Source organism: Sorangiineae bacterium MSr11367 (assembly GCA_037157805.1).
Classification (GTDB): domain Bacteria; phylum Myxococcota_A; class Polyangia; order Polyangiales; family Polyangiaceae; genus Pendulispora; species Pendulispora rubella.
On sequence record CP089983.1, the window covers coordinates 7,056,152 to 7,076,677 of the forward strand.

A 20,526-nucleotide genomic window follows, 5' to 3' on the forward strand; every position below is an offset into this window, starting at 1 on the left:
GTCGATTGTCCGGGATCTGGATAATCCCATTCGAAGGGTAGCGCGCGCACGTTGCGCGATTTCTCGAATGGTGACACCGCTTACCTTAGGCCTTTGCGCGGCACGCGGCTCGCACGTGGGCCGTATCGAAGGGAGCACCACTACTTTGAAATCATTCTGGATCATTCGACCGACATTCGGTCTCGTAGGTCTCGTTCTCGCAAGTGCATTGACCGTGGCGGCGTGCGCTCAATCGGAGGAGGAGTCGCCATCGGAGCCAGGACCCACGCCTGGCGACACCGACCGCGGATCGCCTACCGGGAACGCACAGGACACGGATTCGGACTCGGAAGCCTCGGAGCCCGGCGCGACGGTCGCCGCGGACACGGCGGAGTTTGCCGCCAGCGTTTTGCCCTTCGACATGCCCGCGCGGACCGAATTGGCCAAAAGCGAATACAAAGTATTCGCCCACTGGCACGATTACCCGTTGCGTTATTACGACAATCTGGGAAGCGGCAATTACAAGAATCACTACAAAGAGTGGCTGACGCCGACGGGAACCTATGCGGAGTTCGGCGGGCGCCTCCGCGATCAGCCGATCCCCATTTTGGCGGTGCCCGGGCCGGATGGCTACGGCAAGGCCGATATGCGAGCGGACATCACCACGGCCGCCGCCGTCGGCATCGACGGATTCTTGTTCAACTTTTGGTTCCCGCCCAGCGACCGGCGCTGGCAAAAGCTGGTCGATCTCTTCGATGCCGCCGACGAGTTCACCGCGGCGAACCCGAACGCACCGTTCTACGTCATTCCCAACATCGATAGCCATATTCTCTCGGGCAAGAGCACCGCCGATCGGGATCCTCGGGGCCGGGCGGACCATATCGCGAAGTTCAAGAACCGAGCGTCGTGGCGCAAGATCGGTGGCAAATACGTCGTTGGCAGCTTCCGACCGGAGGCACTGCCGGCTTCCTTCTACGACGAGTTCTTCGACCAGCTCGAAAAGGTCCATGGCATCAAGGCGGTCCTTTGGGGCTCCTTGCTTTCCCCCACGGAAGCCAACCGCAATGCGATGAAGCCGTTCATGAAGGGGGCGATGTACTCGCGCTGGGACAACGTTCCCTACACCAACGATCCGGCCTCGGGGATCAAGACGCTGAAAGACTGGGGCGATGCGAATGGCGTTCCCTATTCACCGCCGGTGAGCCATACCGACAATCGGCCCTACCTGTCCATCACCACCGAGACGGCCGGCTTCAAGACGCAAGCCAACACGTGGACGGCGGCCATCAACTCCGGTGTGAAAATGGTCCAGGTGCTCACCTGGAACGACCACGCCGAAGGGCACGCACTGCGCCCCAATTCCGCCACGCAATATGCGTTTTACGATTTGACGGCGTACTATGCGACGTGGTTCAAGACGCGCAAGAAGCCGACCATCCTACGCGACGTGCTCTATTACGCGCACCGTATGCACAAGAGCACGGCGGCTCGGGACACGGCCAAGCAACCCGTGGCCACCAAATCGAAGAATGACGTTGCGCTGGTGGATCGGGTGTTCGTGCTCGGCATGCTCAAGTCCCCCGGAACCATTCAGATCACCTCGGGGGGCGCCGACAAGAAGGCCGATGTCGCCGCCGGCCCGCAGTTCTTCGACGCACCGCTGGCCGCCAACGATCGCCCGAGCTTTCAGCTCACACGCGACGGTGCGGTCGTGACCTCGTTCAAGAGCGCATTCTCCACGCGTTCGCCCATCGTGTGGCAAGATCTGCTCTACCGTGCCGGTAGCTCGTCGCGTCCTGCCGCGGCGGGAGTTCAAAACAATCTGCCGCAAGACCGAGACTAGATTTTAGCGGACGTCGAATTCGAGCGATGGGCCGCCGCGCGATGCGCGACGGCCCTTTTTCGTTAGTGCACCCTCTGGTCGTCCAACGCCGATGGACGGAGCGCTTTCAAGGCTGCGCGAAGCAGCGCCGCGTCACCGCCAACGGTCCCGATTTTGACATGTTTCGCGCCATCCTGCGCGTTGTACTCCGTGCCGTCGGCCGAGTACCCCAGGAACTCCTCCGGGAGCGTGGCCACGGTGGTCACCATTTGGACGTTTCGGCTGTCGTCGCCCCAGATGAGATAATACGTTGGCTGCTCGAGGTTCTGCGTCCGAAACGACGACGAGTGGCTCAGTGGGAGCCCCTCGATGGAAGAAGGAACCTCGGTGAGCCCTTGCCGTTGCCCTGCTTCGTCCACCGGCACATCGAGTGTCTCCTGGAATCCGGCCCATTCGACTCGAGGTGCCGGGGGATTCGTTGCCTCGGTCGTCATGCTGAATGCGCCGAAGGCGACCGTAATCACGGTGTCGTCTTCCGTACCGTAGTCGCTTCGAATCGGAAGGGAGGTCTGGGCGTCCACGATGAACTCATGGCCGGTCGGCCCGACCCATCGTAGTGCGGCCCGCCCATCGCTCGTGGTCGTGCTTTCAGCTTGCGGGAGAGTGCTGGGCGCATGTAGGAACTTCAGCTCGTCGTAGGTCGCCGCGGCGAAACACGACTCCGCGTCCTCCCTATCGGAAACTTCCCTGTACGTAAACGGAGGCTTGTCATCGTATCCGGATGGCAGAATCTCGTGCACGGTCAGCCGTCTTCCTTCGCAACGTTCGTCGTAGCGCAAGGTCCCCTCTTCCCAGTACCGTCGCACCACGTCGGTACCGCGTACCCAGTATTCGATCATGGCCTGGTGACCGTCCTCGGTGACCGGGGCCGAATAGTGCGTCCACGCCTGCGCCGTCGACGCGGCGTGGGTGGCCTCCGAGGGACCGCTCGACTGAACCCCGCACGCGATCAAAGCGGCCAATGCTGCCAGTGTCGTCGCATAGACTGTTCGTTTCATCGCTGGTCCCCTCTCAATTGACGATCCATACCCAACCGTCGCTAGCCTGACGGCCTACCCCACAACCCTGAGAAATGGATAGCGTATTGCCCCAATAGTACTTGCTCCCGCTGCGACAATTGATGATTACCCAATAGTGTTCGAAGTCACGACCAGGATTGAAGCGCGCGCCATCCTTGAGGCATGTTCGCGGATTGATGCAGCTGCAGCCCTGGTCTTGGTGCGAGGGAACGAACTTGAATTGCTGATCGAAAAGACGAGAGTGGTACCGTCGATGGTTCGAACGGCTGGTGCAGAGTTTTGCCCAGCTGTTGCCGCATCGCAAATAGTCGTACGTCTGCGATGAACCGCAATTGTTGGTGCCACTCGCAAGATGGCCTCCACAACGGTCGGTCCCTGCATGAACTCGGGTAACGTTTCGGATATCGAACCGATCGTCCCAGTAGAAGTTGATGGGGTCCTTGTAGCCTGCGTTGCAACTGCTCCGGGTATAGTGATCCGCGCGCGCCGGAGTAGGCACAGCGCTCGCGGTAATGGCAAACGCAGCCATGATTAAGAGCGACCCTTTTCGGTGTCGAGACATTTGAACCTCCATGATGAATGGCAATCGAGGCCAATGCCTTTCAGCAGAGGCCGTGCCACGGGTGTCACCGCGCAACGGATGCCTCGACGCAGCTCCGGGATGCGCGCGATGGCGATCCTGCGATCCAGCATGACCTCCGCGCTCATTCCACGCTGAGCTGGCGCAACGTCCCCGGGAACAAACGGGGGGCGTTGCGGGTTCATCCACCATGCGGTCCCGGTTGCTCCTGTTCGTTCGCTGCGCCCTATCGTTGCTCTTTGCGGGCGCCCTCGTCGGGTGCGACCACGCCACGAAGTCGCTCGCGCAGCGCGAGCTTCAGGAGGGTCGCATCATCGAGCTCATTTCCGGGGTCCTCGACCTGCGTTACACCGAGAATCACGACACGGCGTTTTCACTCTTGCGCGATGTTTCCATTCCGCACAAGGCCACGGTTCTGAGCGTCGTGGCCAGCGTCGTCCTGCTCGGAACATTGGCGTCTTGGTGGCGAAGACGTCACGCGGCCGCGTCGGAGGGCTTGGGCTATGCCCTCGTCGCGGCGGGCGCAGTCGGCAACATTGCCGATCGTTTCGCCCGCGGCTTCGTCGTCGACTTCATTCATCTGAAACATTGGCCCGTCTTCAATGTCGCGGACATCCTCATTGTCGGCGGTATCCTGCTTCTCGCCCTTCACGCCATTCTGGGGCGAGGCCCGAATGCCAATCAAAGCGCGCCCCATCCGAGCTAATCGCGACAGCGCGCTATGATGCTATGACGAGAGTGGGGCGCGGACGCCGTCCCCGCGACATCCGGCGCGTTGCACGGATGGTGTCTCTCTCCATCTTCGTGTCGAGGCGTGCTGGACGACGCATCAGGTTCGATGCAACATGACAACATGGAGCTCGCACCCGGATCTCAACTGCGCGCCGGACGCCTCGTGACCATCATCGTCTATGCGGTGATGATCGTCGCGTCCATCGGATTGTTCCTCGGAATTCGCTCGTTCGGATCCGATCTCACGGCGCCCGATCCCAAGGGCCCCATCTTCGGAGGAGGCGGTGCCGGCGCGGGCTCGCATGCGATCCTCCACGTGCTCCTCGCGATGCTGGTCGTGATCATCGCCTCGCGGGGGCTCGGTGCACTCTTTCGCTATCTCCACCAGCCGCCGGTCATCGGTGAAGTCCTCGCTGGAATCCTGCTCGGGCCGTCGCTGCTCGGCCGCATCGCACCTTCTGCGTCGGCGTTCCTGCTGCCATCCACGGTCGCGCCCTACCTCGGCGTCATCGCGCAGGTCGGTGCGATCCTGTTCATGTTCCTCGTCGGCCTCGAGCTCGACACCTCGCTCCTGCGCAAGAAGTCGCATGCCACACTGGCGATTTCCCACGCATCCATCATCGCACCTTTCGTCCTCGGCTCGGGCCTGGCGCTCTGGCTCTATCCGAAGCTCTCCAGCTCCGACGTGCCCTTCAGCGTCTTCGCGCTCTTCATGGGCGTGTCGATGTCGGTCACCGCCTTTCCGGTGCTCGCGCGCATCCTGACCGATCGAGGCATCCACAAGACACGGCTCGGCGTCATTGCAATCAGCTGCGCCGCCGTCGACGACGTCACTGCGTGGTGCCTGCTGGCCTTCGTCGTGAGCGTCGCGCAAGCCAAGCCTTCGGGGGCGGCGCTCACCATCGGACTTTCGATCGGCTACATCGCATTCATGCTCGGCGCCATCCGCCCCTTCGTGCAGCGCGCCGTGCGCCGGATGGAGCTCACCAAGGAACTCGGCCAGAATACCTCGGCGCTCGTCTTCGGGGGCTTGCTGCTCTCCGCGCTCACCACGGATTTCATCGGCATCCACCCGGTGTTCGGCGCCTTCTTGCTCGGCGCGATCATTCCGCACGAGTCGTTGCTGGCCAAGAGCATGAAACAGAAGCTCGAAGATCTGGTCGTCGTGCTCCTGCTCCCGGCATACTTCGCATTCACGGGTATGCGCACCCAGATCGGTCTGCTGAGCGGAATGGACCACTGGATCTTCTGCGGCGTCATCATCGTGGTTGCCTGCCTGGGCAAATTCGGTGGAAGCGCAGGCGCAGCAAGGCTCGCGGGGCTCGAATGGCGCGATGCCGCGAGCCTCGGAATCCTCATGAACACGCGCGGACTCATGGAGCTCATCGTGCTCAACATGGGCCTCGACCTGCGGGTCATCTCGCCGACGCTCTTCGCGATGATGATCCTCATGGCGCTGGTGACCACGTTCGCCACCACGCCCATTCTCCACGTCTTGATCCGGAGTCGCTCACTCGATGAGCCTGCGAGTTCCACGGCCGTCAGCAGCTCGACGTAAGGGAAGTCGCCTTTTGCGCATTCCTGGCGCGCAGTGGCCCTCCCGGTGGACCATCTTGTGTGCTCCAATGTTCGACGATGGCCCATTCGACTCGACGCTCATCGCGGTACGAGCATTTGTACAAGGCTGCCACGATGCTCGCTTTCTTGACCCAAGGGGTGGCGTGCGCCCACGACAATGCGGCGCCGTCGCCCTTATCCTCGCTGGAGCAGCGGACTCGCGCCGGCGAGTTTCCCAATGTCCATTCCGTGCTGGTGATGCAACACGGCCAGACTCTGGCTGAATGGTATTTTACCGGCAATGACGAAGAGCGCGGCCGCCCGCTGGGGACCGTGAATTTCAATGCGACGACGCTGCACGACGTGCGCTCGGTGAGCAAGAGCGTGGTCTCGCTGCTGTTCGGAATCGCCGTTTCCGAAGGGGCCATCAAGAGCCTCGATGCCCCGGTGCTCGACTATTTTCCCGAGTATACCGACTTGCGCACCGCCGATCGGATGAAGATCCGCGTGCGCGACGTGCTGTCCATGACCTCCGGCCTTGCCTGGGACGAAGACACGCTGCCCTATACCGATCCCCGCAACAGCGAGATCGCGATGGACCTGGCCCCGGACCGCTACCGCTACGTCTTGGAGCAAGCCATCGTCACCCCGCCGGGCGAGCAGTTTCGCTACAGCGGGGGCGACGTCGCGGTCGCCGCCGAGATCCTGAAGCGGGCCACCAAAACGCCCATGGAGGTCTATGCCCAGCAGAAACTGTGGGAGCCGCTGGGCGTTACCCAACAGGTCTGGTTGAAAGACGATCGGGGCGTGCCCTATGCCGCCTCGGGCCTGAGGCTCACCCCGCGCGACATGGCCAAGATTGGCCAGATGATGCTGAATGGCGGCCGTTGGAACGACCATCAAGTGGTCCCTGCTGCATGGGCCACCGACGCCGTCGCCACCCACGCGCAAGTGGAAGCGGACCCGAAATGCGGCCAGCGCTATGGCTATTTCTGGTGGCTCTCGCCAGGATGCACCGTAACGCCGACGACCCCCTGGTTCCTGGCCAGCGGCAATGGCGGCCAGCGCATCTGGGTGATCCCGTCACGCGATCTGGTGGTGGTCATGACCGCGGGCAATTACAACGTCCCGGGCCACGGTAAGGCCGCGTCGGCGTTTCTTTCCGGTGTACTCGCCGCCATTCCCTGAATGGGATATCGCTCTTCGACGCATGCGCTCAGGGCTCGCCGCGGTAATCGGTGGCCCACGGGCTGGGGATGAGCGCGCGGCCGAGGAGATCGCGGCCGGCCAATTCGAAATTCATCTCTTGGAGCGTGAGGTGCTGCACGGCGGTACGCGCATCGCGCAGGCAACGATCCAGCGGACAACTTCGATAAACGCTGCTCGCCCCCGCCGCGGTGTAGAGCAGCTCGATGGCCTCGAGGGCGGTGTGCGCGGCGTGCGTGGCCGCCAACCACAGGGCTCCCCGCTCGGACATGCTCGGGGCGTGCCCTGCCTGCACCTTGTCCCACAGCTCGCGCAGGGTCTCGACGAGGTAGTGGCGCCCCGAAAGAATGAGGGCCTTGGCGCGTCCGAGCCGGTCCTGGGCTACCGGCTTGTCCGCCAACGACGACGTGGACATCATGGATGTCTTGCCGGTGGCCAGCGTGATGAATTCCTCCAGGGCATGGCGGGCAATGCCCAAGGGAACCGCGCCGAGGAACGTGGCGAAGGTCGCAATGGGGGGCATGCGGAAGAGCGGGCGGCCGCAGATCGGCGGCTCGCTGAACCACGCCGTCAGCGAGGCCGGAACGAACACCTCGGACACGGCGTAGTCGTGACTGGCGGTCCCGCGTAGTCCGGTAGACTCCCATGTGTCGATCACGTTGACGGCGGAGGCTGGAAAGAACATTTCCCGCATGAGGGGAATTCCGGTCGGGCCCACCACCGGCTTGCCGTCGCGTACGATCGTGCAGCCACCGAGGTACCACGTCGCGTGTGTGGAACCGCTGGCAAGGGGCCAGCGACCGGTCACGCGAAATCCGCCGTCGACCGGGATTGCAGCGCCCGTGGGCCTGAAGGCGCCGGCCACGATCGCCTCGGGCTCGCCGAAGATGCGGCGCGCGCCCTCCGCGGGCAGCATGCCACCGAAGGTGCCGTAGCAGCCACCGATGGCCACGCACCATCCCACCGATCCATCGGCATACGCGGTGGCTTCCACGACGCGCAGAAACGTCACGGGGTCGATCTCGGCGCCGCCAAAGTCCTTGGGGACCAGCATCCGGTGGACCCCCGCCGCCTGGAGCGCTCGAACCACCGCGACGGGGATGGCCCGCGTCACGTCGATATCGGCGCACTCGGCCCGCGTCATCGGCACCAAGGCTTCCACCGCACGGAGCACCTCCGAGGCGCCACCCGCAATTGATTTCAAGGCTTCGCTCGTGGTCACGTGTTCTCTCCCGTTGGACCGCTTTGTGGTGACGAATCCTAGTCTCGTTCTCGGCCATTTTCGAGACCGACCATCACCACCGCGGAATACGGATGAGATATCCGAACGCACGGAGCCATCCACTCCTCGAAAAGCGAGGGACGCCTCCGAGGTTCGCCGCGATCAGCAGCTGTCCAGTCTGTCGAACGAGCCGGGCCACCACGAGTAGGTATAGCCCGTACGGTACGCGGGGATTCGAATGCAGCCCGAGTCACGTCCCCAGTTGATGATGACGCGCACACCTGTATCGAAGTTGCAATTGCTACTGAGGTGAATTTGGTTGCTGCTCAAAAAGGTCTTCTTGATGCACGAGGGAGCTGCCCCCAACGTCGACACAGTCGCGTCCTCGGACTCGACCGCGGGAGCCGCCGAGGAGACGTCTTCCCGCGCGGTACCATTATCCTGTTCGGCAACGGCACCTTCGATGGCGGATTCTTCGGAAACGGCGTTCTCCGTACCTTCTTCGCCTTGATCGGCCGCGCAACCAACCGTGGCCGCGCACACCGTCCCGATGATGAGAGCGAAAATTTTCCTACCCATTGTCATAAGTGTCTCCTGCCCCTCGAAGAGGCCCCCGAGCGCACCGTGCGCTCTGAAGTTCTCCTTACGCAGGAATCGGGAATTCATTTGAGCGTCGAATACCACTTTCGAGATCCCACATTTCGTCCTGACCCTCGCCACGTCCATGTCCAATTGGATGCTCGACGCCAATCGTGCGCCGGAGCGATATGGCAACTTGGTCATCGATCCGACGATCGACGCAATGGGAAGTCGGCGATCCCACGGTGCCCGACGAACGCGCCCTTCGACGTGCTGGCGTGCTCGGCTGCTGTGCGATTTTCACGTCGCGGGAGCAAATGGAAGGGCTTCCGTTTTCGTATGAGTCCCTGGGGATCCGCCACGTTCGTGTCGTTTTTCACCCAACCGAAGGGTCCATGCATGAATCGACGAAGCATTCTTTCTTCCCTTGGCGCCCCCCTGCTCCTCGCCTGTGTGTCCGGCTGCAGCGACGCCGGGCCCGCCGGCCACGAGGAGCCGCAGGCGGCGGTGTCGTCCAAGCTCGCGCCGTCGGCCACCATCGATTCGCCCGTCGAGGGGGAGAAGCTCCCGGTTGGCATTGTCCGCGTCTCCGGGCACTACAGCAATGCGTACAACTTGGGAATTAGCATCGCTGGAAAGGTCATCGAGCGCGTTCATACGGTCACCAACGGCGAAGAGTCCGGCACGTGGTACTACGATCTCGATACCAGCAAGCTCGATGGCGAGTTCCAGTTGTCGATCGACGCCCTTGGCTGGCAGCCATGGCGAACGGTGAGCGTCGACAATCCCGCAGCCAATGTTCCCAAGGTCACCGTAGCCAGCCCCGCGGATGGCGGGACCGTGACAGCGCGCACGCCCATCCGCCTCGAGGTGAACGCCAAAAACGATATCGCGTCGGTATCCGTGCGCATCAACGGCGGCCCCTGGCGTCCGGCATCGCGCGTGTCGGGGGGCTACGAATACCCATGGGATCCCACCCCGCTCGGCGATGCGACGGCCAGCATCGAAGCCCGCGCCGTCGATGCGCGCGGCAACCTCGGTAAGAGCTTCACCACCTATGTCCAAGTCGGAAGCGGCAGCATCGAGCCGCGCCACGCGCTGCCCCAGGACCGCGCGATGTGGGTGTGGGAGGGCGCTGCGTATTCGATGATCCACAACCCTGGCTCACGCCGGGCGCTGGAAAGTCTCGCCGCGAGCGGCAAGGTGAAGACCATCTACTTCAGCGTCGATCGTTACAGCGGCGAAGATATGCTGGAGGACTTCCGACCTCGCGTGCGCGAATTCGTGTCCTGGGCACATACCGCCGGCCTCGACGTGTATGCCCTCATCATCAGCGCCGCCCGCCCCTTTTGCCTCGGTGCGTTCACGCCCTACCAGGGGTATGCCCTGAGCGAATACGAAAAGGTGCTCAATTACGACCTTTCGTCCAATCCACGCGAGCGATTCGACGGATTGAACATCGACCTCGAACCCTACACCTGCAACGTCTACGACACGCCCACGCAATTGCAGTGGCTCACGGTGCTCTCGCGCTTGATCCAGCGGCGTGACGCCGCGGGATCCGGGCATGCGTTCGGGCCAGCCATTCCATTCTGGCTCGACGGTGCATCGCTGACCTGGAAAGGGCAAGAGAAGACGCTCGATCAGCATATGCAAGACCTCAACGACTACGTGACGGTCATGGCGTACCGCGATTCGGCGGAGGGCATGTACATCACCGGTCAGGAAGAGATCGCATATGCCGAGAAGATCGGGAAACCCAAATCGGTCTCGCTCGCACTCGAGACGATCGCGATCTCATCCTCGGACGCCGACCCATGGTGGATCAGCTACAGCCACATGGGCCGCGCCTACATGGAAAGCGAGCTGACGAAGCTTTATGCCACCGCGAATCCCAAACCCGGATTCGGGGGCGTGGTCATGCACCATTTCGACTCATTGCTCGAGCTGCCTTCGGATTGGAGCAAAGATCCCAGCTACCCGCCGTATCCGAAGGATTATCGGGCGCCGTCGGCCTTGAGCGATCGCGTAAAGGCTAGCCCGTTCGACTACCAATCCGTCGATTTGACCTGGGGTCGCGCCTACGACGACACCCACGTCAATTTTTACAACATCTATCGCTCCGAGGACCCGAACTTCCGTCCGTGCGAGGACAACCTCGTCGGGGCGACGAAGGATCCGTGGGCGACCGATTTCGGATTGTTGCCCTCCACCCGTTACTATTATCGAGTGTCGGCCGTGGACGTCGCGGGCAAAGAAGGCCCCGCATCGCCGCCGGTATCCGCCAAGACGACGGCGGCCGAGGTGCAGCTCCGTCCGATGATCGTCGATGCGATCGAATTGACCCCGGGTTCGACCCCCGGCACCGCGGCGGTGCGGGTGCGGGTGGTCGACAAGGCCACCGGTGCACCGGTGCCGGTGGCCCAGGTGCATGGCAACTTCACCAAACGCGGCGGCTTGTACCTCGATATTCCCACCGATGAAAACGGGTGGGCCCAGGGCACCTCCGAGCAATTGGGCCTCCCGAGCGGCATCGTCGGCTTCAGCCCGAAGCGGATCGCGGCCAATGGGTACTATTGGGCGGCCGGCTACGACCGCGTGCACTACACGGAATCGGATCTCGTGACCACGCCAAAGGCTCGAGCGAAGCCACTCGTCGAGTCGCGTTTGCACCAAGACCGCTGACCCGTTCCCATGCCGGCTGTCGCCCGAGCGGTGCTCGGGCGACAGTCATCGGTTCATCCTCGCGCGAGCACCATGATGGAACTCGGGAGGCCGCCCGCCGGGTGCACGTTGAACACGCCGAGCCCTGCCCCTTTGGCCCATGTCGCATAATCCGAGCTGGCAAATGCTTCGCCCTTTTTCGTAGTCCCCAGCATCGTGATGGAGAACATCCGTGCAGCCGGGTTGTCGCCGTCGATCAAGAAGTCATTGATGACGATTTTTCCATCGGGCTTGAGGGCCGCGGCAGCCTTCTTCAACAAGGACTGACAGACCACAGGTTCGAAGTGATGGAAGATGTGGCTCATGACGATCACGTCGTACGGTCCGCCGAAGGCAGCCTCGAAAAGGTTCCCCTCGATGTACTGGACGCGCGACGTGTCGACCCCGAGGCGGCCTGCCATCTGGCGCGTCTCGACCAAGACATTGGGCCAATCGAGCAACGTCGCCCGCAGGGTCGGATTCTCTTTCACCAGGGTAAAGGCGTAGGTGCCGCTGCCCGCGGCGACATCGAGGGCCGTCGGCGCGGAGCGAGATGCGAGCCAAGGGCCGATGAGCCCCTGAATTGCCATGGCGACGGGAACCGACATGCCGACGGTGCTCTTGGCGAAGATCTCCCAGAACGGAAGCTGCGGGGTCTCCGCGTGCTCCAAAAGAACGCTGCCCCCCGCCTTCACGGAGTCTTTGAGCTGCGCCATGGCACGCCATAGGTGGTCGCTGCCCATGACGCTGGCGATGCCGCCGAGGTATTGCGGCTTGCTGGGAACGAGGTGCTCGGCGGCGACGGGCGCGAGGGAATACGTTCCCCCCTCCTTGCTCAGGAGGCCGAGCACCGCGAGAGCCTCGGCAACGACCCGCGTCGTCCTTTCCGGACACCGGATCTTGGCGGCGATGGCGGCCGCATCGCGCGCGCCCTCGTGAATGGCCGCGAACAGGCCCAGCTCGATCGCCGTCGTGAGGACGGCGGTGACGTGATGCGCCTGAAGCATCTGAAAAAGCGCCTCCGGCCCCGATAGGTTCTTGTTCTCCATCGCGATCGATTCTCCTTTTGGCGATCCACGATAGAACGACCCCAATGCCGACGTCGACCGAGCACGCGGCTCTTCGGAAACGTTGTCGTGGTCACATGCTTGTGCTCTTCGCGAATCGTTTCAACAATCTTGTCATTGACTACATACACACCTCTCGATAGCTTGCGCCCGTGGCTCGCGTTGCACGCCCGTACCATCATGGCGATCTCCGGAATGCGCTTCTGGCCGAAGCGGCCAAGCTCGTCGAAACGGACGGCGTCGCCGCCCTCACGTTGCGCGAGCTATCCCGGCGGCTCGGCGTCTCGCATGCGGCGCCCACGAACCACTTTCCCGACAAGGATGCGCTGCTCGCAGGACTCGCCGCGCAGGGCTTCGAGGAGCTCGCGCACGATCTCGCCAGCGTTGCTCAGGTCCGCTCCGCCGAGCTTTGGCTTCGCGATCTCGGTCGAGCGTACGTGCGCTTCGCCCTGCGGCGGCCCGGGCACTACCGCGTCATGTTCGGCCGCGGCTTCTCGAAGGAGTCGCGGACGCGGCTCGCCGACGTCGGCGAGCGCGCATTCTCGATTTTGCAGCAAGCCGTCCAGGCGACGATGCCGCCGACCCGCGCGCGCGTGGCGCAGCGCGTCCGCGAAGCGTGCTTCCTGGCCTGCTCCGTCGTGCACGGCGCAGCGATGCTCCTCCTCGACGGCCCCTTGGCCCCGCACCTCTCGATATCCATGGACGACGAAGACGCCGTCACCGATCTCATCGACCAGGCGACGGCGTCCGTTTCGACGGCGATCCGAGAGGGGCGTTAGTTGCAGGTCCCCGTGCCGTGGTTTTCGTAGACCACGGGGAGATTGGTGTAGCCTTGGGCGGCCAATTTTGCGGCGAACCGTTCCGCACGGCACGGCGAAAGCGCAAGGTTGTTCCGGATGACGAGCTTCCCGAGTTTGTTCAGCGCGTCGAATCCTACGATGTCTTCGAGGGCGCGTTCCCCATCGAATCGAAGCGTACCATCGATGGTGGTGAGCGCGTCGAGCCCGGCGAGCGACGTGAGGGAATTGCCTTCGAAGTGCAGCTCTTGCCCTGCGTGCACGAGCGCGTCGAGCCCATCGAGCTTGGTCATCGCGACATTCTCGATGAAGCGAATGTCGTCCGCCGATTGCAGGCCATGGAACCCATCCAGGTGGGTCAACTTTTCATTGCGGGCGATGAGCAGGAAATCGACCTCGCGAATTCCGTTCAAACCGCCAATCTCGGTCATCGCATGGCATTTGTAGACGTCGATGGAACCGCCGTTGAGCGTTTCGACCTTCTCGAGACCGCGCAGATTTCGAAGACCTTCGCTCCCGTAGAGACTGATGCCTCCCACGGAGCTGAGCGTGTCGAGGCCCACCAAGCTCACGAACTCCGCCGAGGTGCGGTCGACCCAAAGACCGCCGTTGATCCGGGTCAGTCGGCCCAGGCCCTTCAAGTCGGCGAATCCAAGCTTGCCGCGAAGGTCCAGTCTTCCAATCGCGGTCAACCCGCTGAACCCGTCGAGCGAGGCCAATGCGGGAAGACCGTCCCCATCGACGGCGCCAATGGAGACGCGACCGTCGACGACCTCGATCCCCTTGAGATCGAGCTGGGCGAGTTTGGGGCTGTCCGAGATGTACACATCGCCGCGGACGGCCTTGGCGTTCGGGAACGCCGCGAATCGCGAAAGCGATGGGCTATTGGCGATATCGAGTCCGGACAGCTCGTGCACATGGGCGAAGCCGGTCACACTCTGCAGAACGGGATTGCCACGGAAGATGGCATTCCCGCGAATGCTGGTCAGCGCGGGGAATCCATCGAACGCCGTCAACGCGGTTCGCGATAGGACGAAGTACCCCTGGATCTCCTCCAGCGCCGAGAACCCCGTGACGCTCGTCAGAAAAGGTTCCTCGATCAGTAAGGCGCCGACCCTCATCAGCTTGTTCGGGCCCACCAAGTTGGTGACGGCATTGTATTCGACCCTCAACGCGCCACCCACCGCGTACAAGGACTCGAGCGCGGCAACGCTGCCGAGACGGTAGTTGCCTTGGATCGCCAAATCGCCGCCGACGGAGGCCAGCTTTTGCAGACCGGCGAGTGACTCCAGTTCGCGGGTGTAGCTCACCGTCAGCGATCCGCCGACACGCTCGAGGGATCCGAGCGCCGCGAGGTTCCAGATCCCGCGACCTTCGATGGTGAGGTTGCCGGTGATTTCGCGGCAGCCGGACAGCGCGTCGAGCTGAGACGAGGTGGAGGCGGTGAAGTTACCTTTGCACGCCGCGGTGTCACGAACGGTCACCACCTCGCTGGCGGCATATTTGTCTTTGCACGCAATGGCGCTCATCGTATGCGTTGCCGCGTGGGCGTGGATCCAGCCCGAATCGGGTACCACGGTGGAATCGGTGCAATTCGGGGTGGCGCCATCGACGGCGTAGCGAATGCTCGCCCCCGCCGTGGCGGTCGTCACCTCGATGGGACGGGAAGCGTCATACGTTTCCGAAAGGGGGTGGAACTCGGGCACGGCCGCCCGGAGGGTGTAATCCGCATACGTCTCCGAAGACGGGAGCAGGCCGCCCTTGCACGCGACGGCGCGAATCCGTTTGCCCGTCTCCGTGACATGCACGGTCGTTCCGGGCGTATATTCCAGCGATCCGGCGGCGCATCGGGCCGATGCATCGCATGCAGGCCCAGACGAATCGAGGGAGTAGCAAACCGCTGCCCCGGCGGTGCCGCTGGTCAGCGAAACGGAAACGTCGTTCGCGTACTGGCCCGCGTTGGGCTCGAACTGCACCGGCAGCGCGGTGTCGGAGGGTACTTCGATGACGTACGTCGCCGATTGAACTCGAGAATCCTCCGCGCCTACCCTTCGAGCCACCGCTTTGAGGGTCGTGCTCTTCGCAATGGCAATCGGTGAATCGTAAACAGGAGACGTCGAATTCGGTGTGCTGCCGTCCAGCGTATAGTGAATGCTCGCGCCCGCTGTCGCGGTTCGAATGGCCACTTTCTGCGCCGACGAGAAGGTGCCGCCGGCCACGTCGAATTCTGGCGTCGCGACCGCATCCGTCGCGGCATGGCCATCGCTGGGGTTGGAATCGTCGCTGCACCCCGTGAGGTTCGCCAGGGCCACCAGGGTGGCCACACAGATCAGCTTGCTATTTTTCCGAGAGAATCCATTCCAAGACATGATGGTTTCGTCGTCCAGTCGCATTTGAAGCGTTGATTGAAAGCCGAGAGGGTCGTGTTCCCGCCTCTCCTCTTTCTTCGGACGAACCCCTTGGAAAGATCTTCAACCCCGGTACGAATTTTACCGTTCCGCGAGCCCCGCAAACAGGCCTTTTCGACAGCGATTCGGTGAAGTTGCGCGAAATCGCCAGACCCTAACGCATCACCATCGCCCGGATTCGACGCAGGGTCCGGCGAAACGACGCCGGATCGTCGAGCGCGCGGGCCAGGACGATGGCCCCTTGAATGGCGCCGACGATTTCCTCGGCGCGCTCCCTCGCCTCCTTTCGCTCGAGGCCCGCTCGGACCAGGGCCTGCCCGAGCGCGTCGCGCCAGGCGGCGAAGTAACCGTGGATGCTCTCGACGAAGCGATCCCGCGCATCGCCCAGAGCAAACGCCCCGACGAGGCAAATGCGCATTCCCGATTGGAAATACGCTTCCACGGCCGTGAGCATGTGCCCCATGCCCTTTCGCGGATCGTCTTCGCGACACAACGGTTCGAACACGTTGCTTTCGAACCATGCGCCGACGTCGGCGAGAACGGCGGCGGCCATCTCGTCTTTTCCCCCCGGAAAGAAATGATACAGGCTCCCTTTTCCGAGCCCCGTCCGCTCGCTGATGAGCGAGAGGCTCGCGCCCTCGAAGCCGTGCTCGCGAAACACCTCGGCCAATGCCGGAATGACGTCGTGGCGCTCTCGGACCATTCTCGGCATATCGCAGGCCGATCGATGCTCAGAGGCCTAGTTCGGTAAGGCCCGGAAAATCCACCGGGCGCGGGCCGAGGGGCCAGGTGAATTTGCGGTCGGCCGCGCGAAGGGGAACGTCGTTGATGCTCGCCTCGCGGCGGCGCATCAAACCGTTCGAGTCGAACTCCCATTGTTCGTTGCCGTGGGCTCGAAACCAGTTTTCCGAATCGTCTCGCCACTCGTACTGAAAGCGTACGGAAATGCGGTCGCCGTGGAAGGCCCAGAGCTCTTTCACCAGGCGATACTCCTGCTCCTTGGCCCATTTGCGGCCGAGGAACTCCACGATCGCGCGGCGGCCGGTGAAGAACTCGGACCGATTCCGCCAGCGGCTATCTTCGGTGTACGCGAGCGCGACACGCTCGGGATCTCTCGAGTTCCACGCGTCTTCGGCCAGGCGGACTTTCTGGACGGCGGTCTCGAGGGAAAACGGAGGAACCGGCGGGCGAAGAACGGACATGTACCAATCGTTACACACTTTACCGATTGGTACAAACCGTTTCGAGTTCGAGGCGGCCGTTCCCCTTCGCTCCTGGGGCCATGTGGGCGGATGCCCTGCCCCCGCCTCGGAAAGTATTGCGCGCTCGTATTCCGAATACCAGACTGGACACTACCTGGGAGTGTGCGAAGGTATTGGAATGCGGAAACGCATCGTCATGGCCACGCTTTCGTTCGCCGCCGGCTGCTGCATTGCAGCAGGGTGCGGGCTCGACGAAGCCGGATTTTTCATGGCACCGGATGGATCGACCGCCGAGCCGCTCGCCGACACCGGTACGACGAATCCCATCGCCGACAGCGGCGGCGATGCGCGCGAAGACGCATCGAGCAGCCGTGACGCAGGATCGTGCGCCGCCTGCCCACCGCAAACGGTATGCGTGGCCAATGCGTGCGATGCCACACGCCGCGTTTTCCTCTCGAGCACCCAGTCGAATGCAGCCCTCGGAGGACCGAACGGCGCCGACACGACGTGCCAGAATCTTGCAGACGCGATGAAACTAGGCGGTATCTGGCGGGCATGGCTCTCCGACCAGGCCAACTCACCGGCCGTTCGTTTCACACGGGCAACCGTTCCCTATCGGCTACTCGACGGAACGCTCATTGCGAACAATTGGAACGATCTCACCGATGGCGCGTTGGACCACGGAATCGATCGCGACGAAAAAGGCATTTTCGTGAACGAGGCCGAAGTATGGACCGGTACGACGGTATCGGGCGCCGCCTCCGGCGACCATTGCAGTGGATTCACCACCGCGAGCAGGGTGGGCGACCCTGCAACCGTGGGGCTTACCTCACTGCTCGCAAACTGGACTTCCCGGTATACGCAATATTGCGATCGCACCAACGTGCGCATTTACTGCTTCGAGCAATGACATCGGGCGGCGCGTCCAGCTACCGCGCCGCGGACTCGTGGTGTCGACGGCGAAAAACACCGTTGCGTGGCCCAACGGACGGGGCGCGCCATCCACCGTTCTTTCGCCACTATTCGGACGAATTCTCCTTCGCACGCAGCGCGTTCGGCTTTCCATCGTGGGGCCCCTGCGCTCGCGCCGGAGCAGCATCCCACCAGTGGCTCCACGGCATGTCGTCCCTCCGCTGCGGATGCAGCGGATAGAGGATGCGATTGTCGGATTTGCTCGCCTCGCCGCCGACGAGGAGCGTCGCTTCGGCGGGGCCGTCGTTGAGGAACGTGTGGCAAATTCCCGTCCCCGACGGAAAGGCCGCGAGATCGCCTGCGCGCATGCGATGAAGATCGCCATCGATCCAGGCGTCGACCTCGCCCTGGAGCACGTAGACGAATTCTTCTTCTTGCGACTCCGCATGAGGCCACGAGATGCGATAGCCCGGCGGAACCCGTTGAAGGTGCAGCCCGATCTTGAGCAGCCCTGCCGCACGTCCCATGGCGCGCGACGGTGCCATGGGCTCGTCGCTCCGGGGATAGCGATGGGTCTCTTCGGGAACGTCGGCGGCCGAAATGATGAAAGGCGGGCGGCGAATGGCAGAGGACATGCTGCGCGTTCCCTTATCGCGCGGCCCAAGAATTCACAAGGGAGGCGGCGGGCAAGGAAAACGCGTTCAGGAGCGGGTGCGGCGGCCGCGGGATGCGTCACTGCGGGTGGAGACCCGGACATCGGATGGGGTGAGCGCACGGCCGTCTTTCGCGAGGACGCGAAGTGGCGCGACCTTTTCGCCGCGGTCGATGTCGACCAGGATGTTGTCGCACTCGCCCGGGGGGAACAGGTGATGCTCGCCCCACTGGCGCAAGGCCACGAGGACGATCATCAAATCGCGCCCTTTGTCGGTGAGCACGTATTCCTGGTAGGCGCTTCCATCCGACGCGGGCGCGAGCTCCAAGACCCCGTCGGCCACGAGCTTGCGCAGTCGCGCGGCGAGGATGTTCTTCGCGAGGCCTAGGCTCTTTTGAAAATCACTGAAGCGGCGTTTGCCGATCAACGCGTCGCGCACGATGAGCAGGGACCACCAGTCGCCAATCGTGTCCAGCGATCGGGCGATGGGGCAGTCGTTGTCCTGCAGGCTACGGCGCTTCATGACCTCGCTCCGGGTGTACAGCTCCCATGGCTCGATCTTTAGAGCCACTTGCACCGTGCAAGCCGACCTCATGCACGAAATCTGGTTGCATCATGAAACCTCGACCCCATAGTAACCGTGGTTTCAACATTAAACCAGTTCAGCAGGGAGAGACACCATGTCGACTCAGCGAAAGCTCGAAGGAAAGACGGCGCTCATCACGGGCGGAAACAGCGGAATCGGGCTGGCCACGGCACGCCTGTTCATTCAAGAGGGCGCCAAGGTGGCCATCACCGGGCGCGACCAAGCATCGCTCGACGCGGCCGTCAAGGAACTCGGGCCCAATGCGGTCGCGTTCAGGGCCGACGTCGCCGATCCGGCCGCCCGCGAGCAGCTGGTGGCCAGCCTGCGCGATCGATTCGGACAGCTCGACATCGTCTTCGCCAACGCCGGCATCAGCGGCAACACCCCGGTGGGTTCGACGGATCAGAAGCTGTTCGAGTCCGTCCTCGCGATCAACGTGACCGCGGTCTTTTTCACCGTTCAATCGGCATTGCCGCTTTTGCGCGACGGCGCGTCCATCATCCTCAATGGTTCGGTCATCGCGTCGCTGGGCAGCCCAGGGTATGCAGCCTATGCCGCCAGCAAAGGAGCCGTGGTTTCGATGGCGCGATCCATGGCCGCCGAATTGAGCCCGCGCAACATCCGCGTGAACGTGGTGGTCCCGGGCCCGATCCGCACACCCATTTGGGCGCGGGGACGCGGGGAAGAGGGAGCGCGCGCTCTCGAGCCGTTCCTCGCGAGCATGGTGCCCCTCGGGCGCATGGGAGAGGCGGAGGAACTCGCAAAAGCCGTGCTCTTTCTCGCCTCCTCGGACTCCTCGTTCGTCCAAGGCACGGAGCTCTTCGTCGACGGCGGTGCGGTGGGCGTCCCCGCCGGCTGGCCCCGCAATCTGGTGAAGTAGTCGCGTGAGCCGAGCGTTATGGGTCGAGCATGTCGCAACGCTCGAAGATGGCGCCGGTGATGCTCGGGCTGGTGGCCGCCGTCGGAACGATGGCGGCCTTACGCTGCGGCATGCGCGAGGGATCGGCGATCCCACCAGCTGGTCGCGCCGATGATCACCGCGCCGGCCCATTCCCAAGACGCAGCGCCGATGAACGAGCTTGGGGCTTTGCCGCTCAAGGCGAGAGCGAGGAGACCGAGCCCCATGAACGAGCGAGCCCCGACGGTCCAATGGAAGAACCCCGACCATTTCCTGGCTGCGCCGAGTAGGTAGAGTACTGCCGTATTGATGGTTGCAAGAGACGTGATGGCGAGCAGCGTCGCCGTGTAATCGCCGGGCAAGCGGGCCGCGACCGGCGCGAAACCCATCATGCGAGCTTGGCCTTCCTGGTCGATGAGGCCATAGATGCCCATGACGAGCGCAAACGCCCCCAGGGCCGCGATCACCCATCCAGCGATCGGTCGAGAGATTTTCATGCGTGGCTCCAGTTAGTAAACAGACGCTTACTTGACGCACGGCGGACC

The 20,526-nt window shown here is 63.1% G+C and carries 18 protein-coding genes; 8 read left to right on the forward strand and 10 right to left on the reverse strand.

Annotated elements, in window-relative coordinates:
* The first annotated feature begins 214 nt into the window (after positions 1–214).
* Positions 215–1,822, forward strand: coding sequence for a hypothetical protein (locus LVJ94_27130; GenBank protein WXB00584.1), 1,608 nt, complete (start codon positions 215–217; stop codon positions 1,820–1,822).
* A 62-nt stretch (positions 1,823–1,884) separates the two neighbouring features.
* Here the strand turns inward: LVJ94_27130 and LVJ94_27135 are convergent, their stop codons facing one another.
* Positions 1,885–2,859 carry a hypothetical protein gene (locus LVJ94_27135; GenBank protein ID WXB00585.1) on the reverse strand — a complete coding sequence of 325 codons (975 nt, stop codon included), beginning with the start codon at positions 2,857–2,859 and terminating at the stop codon, positions 1,885–1,887.
* A gap of 791 nt (positions 2,860–3,650) precedes the next feature.
* Between LVJ94_27135 and lspA the strand changes: the two genes are divergently transcribed.
* The 3 genes from lspA (at position 3,651) to LVJ94_27150 (ending at position 6,937) form a co-directional block, all read left to right on the forward strand.
* Positions 3,651–4,166 carry a signal peptidase II gene (lspA, locus tag LVJ94_27140; protein WXB00586.1) on the forward strand — a complete coding sequence of 172 codons (516 nt, stop codon included), beginning with the start codon at positions 3,651–3,653 and terminating at the stop codon, positions 4,164–4,166.
* Between the two features lie 147 nt (positions 4,167–4,313).
* Complete coding sequence (locus LVJ94_27145) at positions 4,314–5,750, forward strand: cation:proton antiporter (protein ID WXB00587.1); 1,437 nt, start codon at positions 4,314–4,316, stop codon at positions 5,748–5,750.
* Between the two features lie 134 nt (positions 5,751–5,884).
* Positions 5,885–6,937, forward strand: a complete 1,053-nt coding sequence (locus LVJ94_27150; GenBank protein ID WXB00588.1) for a beta-lactamase family protein — start codon at positions 5,885–5,887, stop codon at positions 6,935–6,937.
* A 28-nt stretch (positions 6,938–6,965) separates the two neighbouring features.
* Here the strand turns inward: LVJ94_27150 and LVJ94_27155 are convergent, their stop codons facing one another.
* Together LVJ94_27155 and LVJ94_27160 are read right to left on the reverse strand one after the other, a co-directional pair.
* The gene (locus LVJ94_27155) at positions 6,966–8,177 is read right to left on the reverse strand and encodes an acyl-CoA dehydrogenase family protein (protein WXB00589.1); all 1,212 of its coding nucleotides are present in this window, start codon (positions 8,175–8,177) and stop codon (positions 6,966–6,968) included.
* A gap of 162 nt (positions 8,178–8,339) precedes the next feature.
* On the reverse strand, positions 8,340–8,756 hold the full coding sequence (locus tag LVJ94_27160; protein WXB00590.1) for a hypothetical protein: 417 nt from the start codon (positions 8,754–8,756) through the stop codon (positions 8,340–8,342).
* A 399-nt stretch (positions 8,757–9,155) separates the two neighbouring features.
* Here LVJ94_27160 and LVJ94_27165 point away from each other — a divergent pair, with 399 nt between their 5' ends.
* Entirely contained in the window at positions 9,156–11,441 is a 2,286-nt protein-coding gene (locus tag LVJ94_27165; GenBank protein WXB00591.1) for an Ig-like domain-containing protein, read from the forward strand.
* Between the two features lie 53 nt (positions 11,442–11,494).
* Here LVJ94_27165 and LVJ94_27170 read toward each other — a convergent pair whose 3' ends face one another.
* Positions 11,495–12,508 (reverse strand): class I SAM-dependent methyltransferase, encoded by a 1,014-nt coding sequence (locus tag LVJ94_27170; GenBank protein WXB00592.1) that lies wholly within the window; start codon positions 12,506–12,508, stop codon positions 11,495–11,497.
* A 170-nt stretch (positions 12,509–12,678) separates the two neighbouring features.
* Here LVJ94_27170 and LVJ94_27175 point away from each other — a divergent pair, with 170 nt between their 5' ends.
* Positions 12,679–13,305 (forward strand): TetR/AcrR family transcriptional regulator, encoded by a 627-nt coding sequence (locus LVJ94_27175; protein ID WXB00593.1) that lies wholly within the window; start codon positions 12,679–12,681, stop codon positions 13,303–13,305.
* On the opposite strand, the gene LVJ94_27180 is transcribed toward LVJ94_27175, so the two are convergent.
* From LVJ94_27180 to LVJ94_27190, 3 genes are all read right to left on the reverse strand, one after another.
* Positions 13,302–15,692 (reverse strand): chitobiase/beta-hexosaminidase C-terminal domain-containing protein, encoded by a 2,391-nt coding sequence (locus LVJ94_27180; GenBank protein WXB00594.1) that lies wholly within the window; start codon positions 15,690–15,692, stop codon positions 13,302–13,304. The genes LVJ94_27175 and LVJ94_27180 overlap by 4 nt on opposite strands.
* 193 nt (positions 15,693–15,885) lie before the next feature.
* On the reverse strand, positions 15,886–16,434 hold the full coding sequence (locus LVJ94_27185) for a TetR/AcrR family transcriptional regulator (protein WXB00595.1): 549 nt from the start codon (positions 16,432–16,434) through the stop codon (positions 15,886–15,888).
* Positions 16,435–16,462: 28 nt separating this feature from the next.
* Positions 16,463–16,933 carry a nuclear transport factor 2 family protein gene (locus tag LVJ94_27190; protein ID WXB00596.1) on the reverse strand — a complete coding sequence of 157 codons (471 nt, stop codon included), beginning with the start codon at positions 16,931–16,933 and terminating at the stop codon, positions 16,463–16,465.
* Positions 16,934–17,111: 178 nt separating this feature from the next.
* Here LVJ94_27190 and LVJ94_27195 point away from each other — a divergent pair, with 178 nt between their 5' ends.
* Positions 17,112–17,843 carry a DUF1554 domain-containing protein gene (locus LVJ94_27195; GenBank protein WXB00597.1) on the forward strand — a complete coding sequence of 244 codons (732 nt, stop codon included), beginning with the start codon at positions 17,112–17,114 and terminating at the stop codon, positions 17,841–17,843.
* A 109-nt stretch (positions 17,844–17,952) separates the two neighbouring features.
* On the opposite strand, the gene LVJ94_27200 is transcribed toward LVJ94_27195, so the two are convergent.
* Both LVJ94_27200 and LVJ94_27205 read right to left on the reverse strand, forming a co-directional pair.
* Positions 17,953–18,480 carry a cupin domain-containing protein gene (locus tag LVJ94_27200; GenBank protein ID WXB00598.1) on the reverse strand — a complete coding sequence of 176 codons (528 nt, stop codon included), beginning with the start codon at positions 18,478–18,480 and terminating at the stop codon, positions 17,953–17,955.
* Positions 18,481–18,546: 66 nt separating this feature from the next.
* Positions 18,547–19,020 carry a helix-turn-helix transcriptional regulator gene (locus tag LVJ94_27205; protein ID WXB00599.1) on the reverse strand — a complete coding sequence of 158 codons (474 nt, stop codon included), beginning with the start codon at positions 19,018–19,020 and terminating at the stop codon, positions 18,547–18,549.
* A 157-nt stretch (positions 19,021–19,177) separates the two neighbouring features.
* Between LVJ94_27205 and LVJ94_27210 the strand changes: the two genes are divergently transcribed.
* A complete protein-coding gene (locus LVJ94_27210; protein ID WXB00600.1) occupies positions 19,178–19,963 on the forward strand; it encodes a glucose 1-dehydrogenase in 786 nt (261 codons plus the stop codon).
* 98 nt (positions 19,964–20,061) lie between these two features.
* Here LVJ94_27210 and LVJ94_27215 read toward each other — a convergent pair whose 3' ends face one another.
* Positions 20,062–20,478 carry a hypothetical protein gene (locus tag LVJ94_27215; protein WXB00601.1) on the reverse strand — a complete coding sequence of 139 codons (417 nt, stop codon included), beginning with the start codon at positions 20,476–20,478 and terminating at the stop codon, positions 20,062–20,064.
* Positions 20,479–20,526: the final 48 nt, after the last annotated feature.

What these genes read in the sequence shown, in the direction of transcription:
- LVJ94_27160 (WXB00590.1), bottom strand. Translation starts at nt 8,756, where the DNA reads ATGGGTAGGAAAATTTTCGCTCTCATCATCGGGACGGTGTGCGCGGCC.
- LVJ94_27205 (WXB00599.1), bottom strand. Translation starts at nt 19,020, where the DNA reads ATGAAGCGCCGTAGCCTGCAGGACAACGACTGCCCCATCGCCCGATCG.
- LVJ94_27185 (WXB00595.1), bottom strand. Translation starts at nt 16,434, where the DNA reads ATGGTCCGAGAGCGCCACGACGTCATTCCGGCATTGGCCGAGGTGTTT.
- LVJ94_27215 (WXB00601.1), bottom strand. Translation starts at nt 20,478, where the DNA reads ATGAAAATCTCTCGACCGATCGCTGGATGGGTGATCGCGGCCCTGGGG.
- LVJ94_27190 (WXB00596.1), bottom strand. Translation starts at nt 16,933, where the DNA reads ATGTCCGTTCTTCGCCCGCCGGTTCCTCCGTTTTCCCTCGAGACCGCC.
- LVJ94_27210 (WXB00600.1), top strand. Translation starts at nt 19,178, where the DNA reads ATGTCGACTCAGCGAAAGCTCGAAGGAAAGACGGCGCTCATCACGGGC.
- LVJ94_27170 (WXB00592.1), bottom strand. Translation starts at nt 12,508, where the DNA reads ATGGAGAACAAGAACCTATCGGGGCCGGAGGCGCTTTTTCAGATGCTT.
- lspA (WXB00586.1), top strand. Translation starts at nt 3,651, where the DNA reads ATGCGGTCCCGGTTGCTCCTGTTCGTTCGCTGCGCCCTATCGTTGCTC.
- LVJ94_27180 (WXB00594.1), bottom strand. Translation starts at nt 15,692, where the DNA reads ATGTCTTGGAATGGATTCTCTCGGAAAAATAGCAAGCTGATCTGTGTG.
- LVJ94_27195 (WXB00597.1), top strand. Translation starts at nt 17,112, where the DNA reads ATGCGGAAACGCATCGTCATGGCCACGCTTTCGTTCGCCGCCGGCTGC.
- LVJ94_27150 (WXB00588.1), top strand. Translation starts at nt 5,885, where the DNA reads ATGCTCGCTTTCTTGACCCAAGGGGTGGCGTGCGCCCACGACAATGCG.
- LVJ94_27135 (WXB00585.1), bottom strand. Translation starts at nt 2,859, where the DNA reads ATGAAACGAACAGTCTATGCGACGACACTGGCAGCATTGGCCGCTTTG.
- LVJ94_27145 (WXB00587.1), top strand. Translation starts at nt 4,314, where the DNA reads ATGGAGCTCGCACCCGGATCTCAACTGCGCGCCGGACGCCTCGTGACC.
- LVJ94_27165 (WXB00591.1), top strand. Translation starts at nt 9,156, where the DNA reads ATGAATCGACGAAGCATTCTTTCTTCCCTTGGCGCCCCCCTGCTCCTC.
- LVJ94_27200 (WXB00598.1), bottom strand. Translation starts at nt 18,480, where the DNA reads ATGTCCTCTGCCATTCGCCGCCCGCCTTTCATCATTTCGGCCGCCGAC.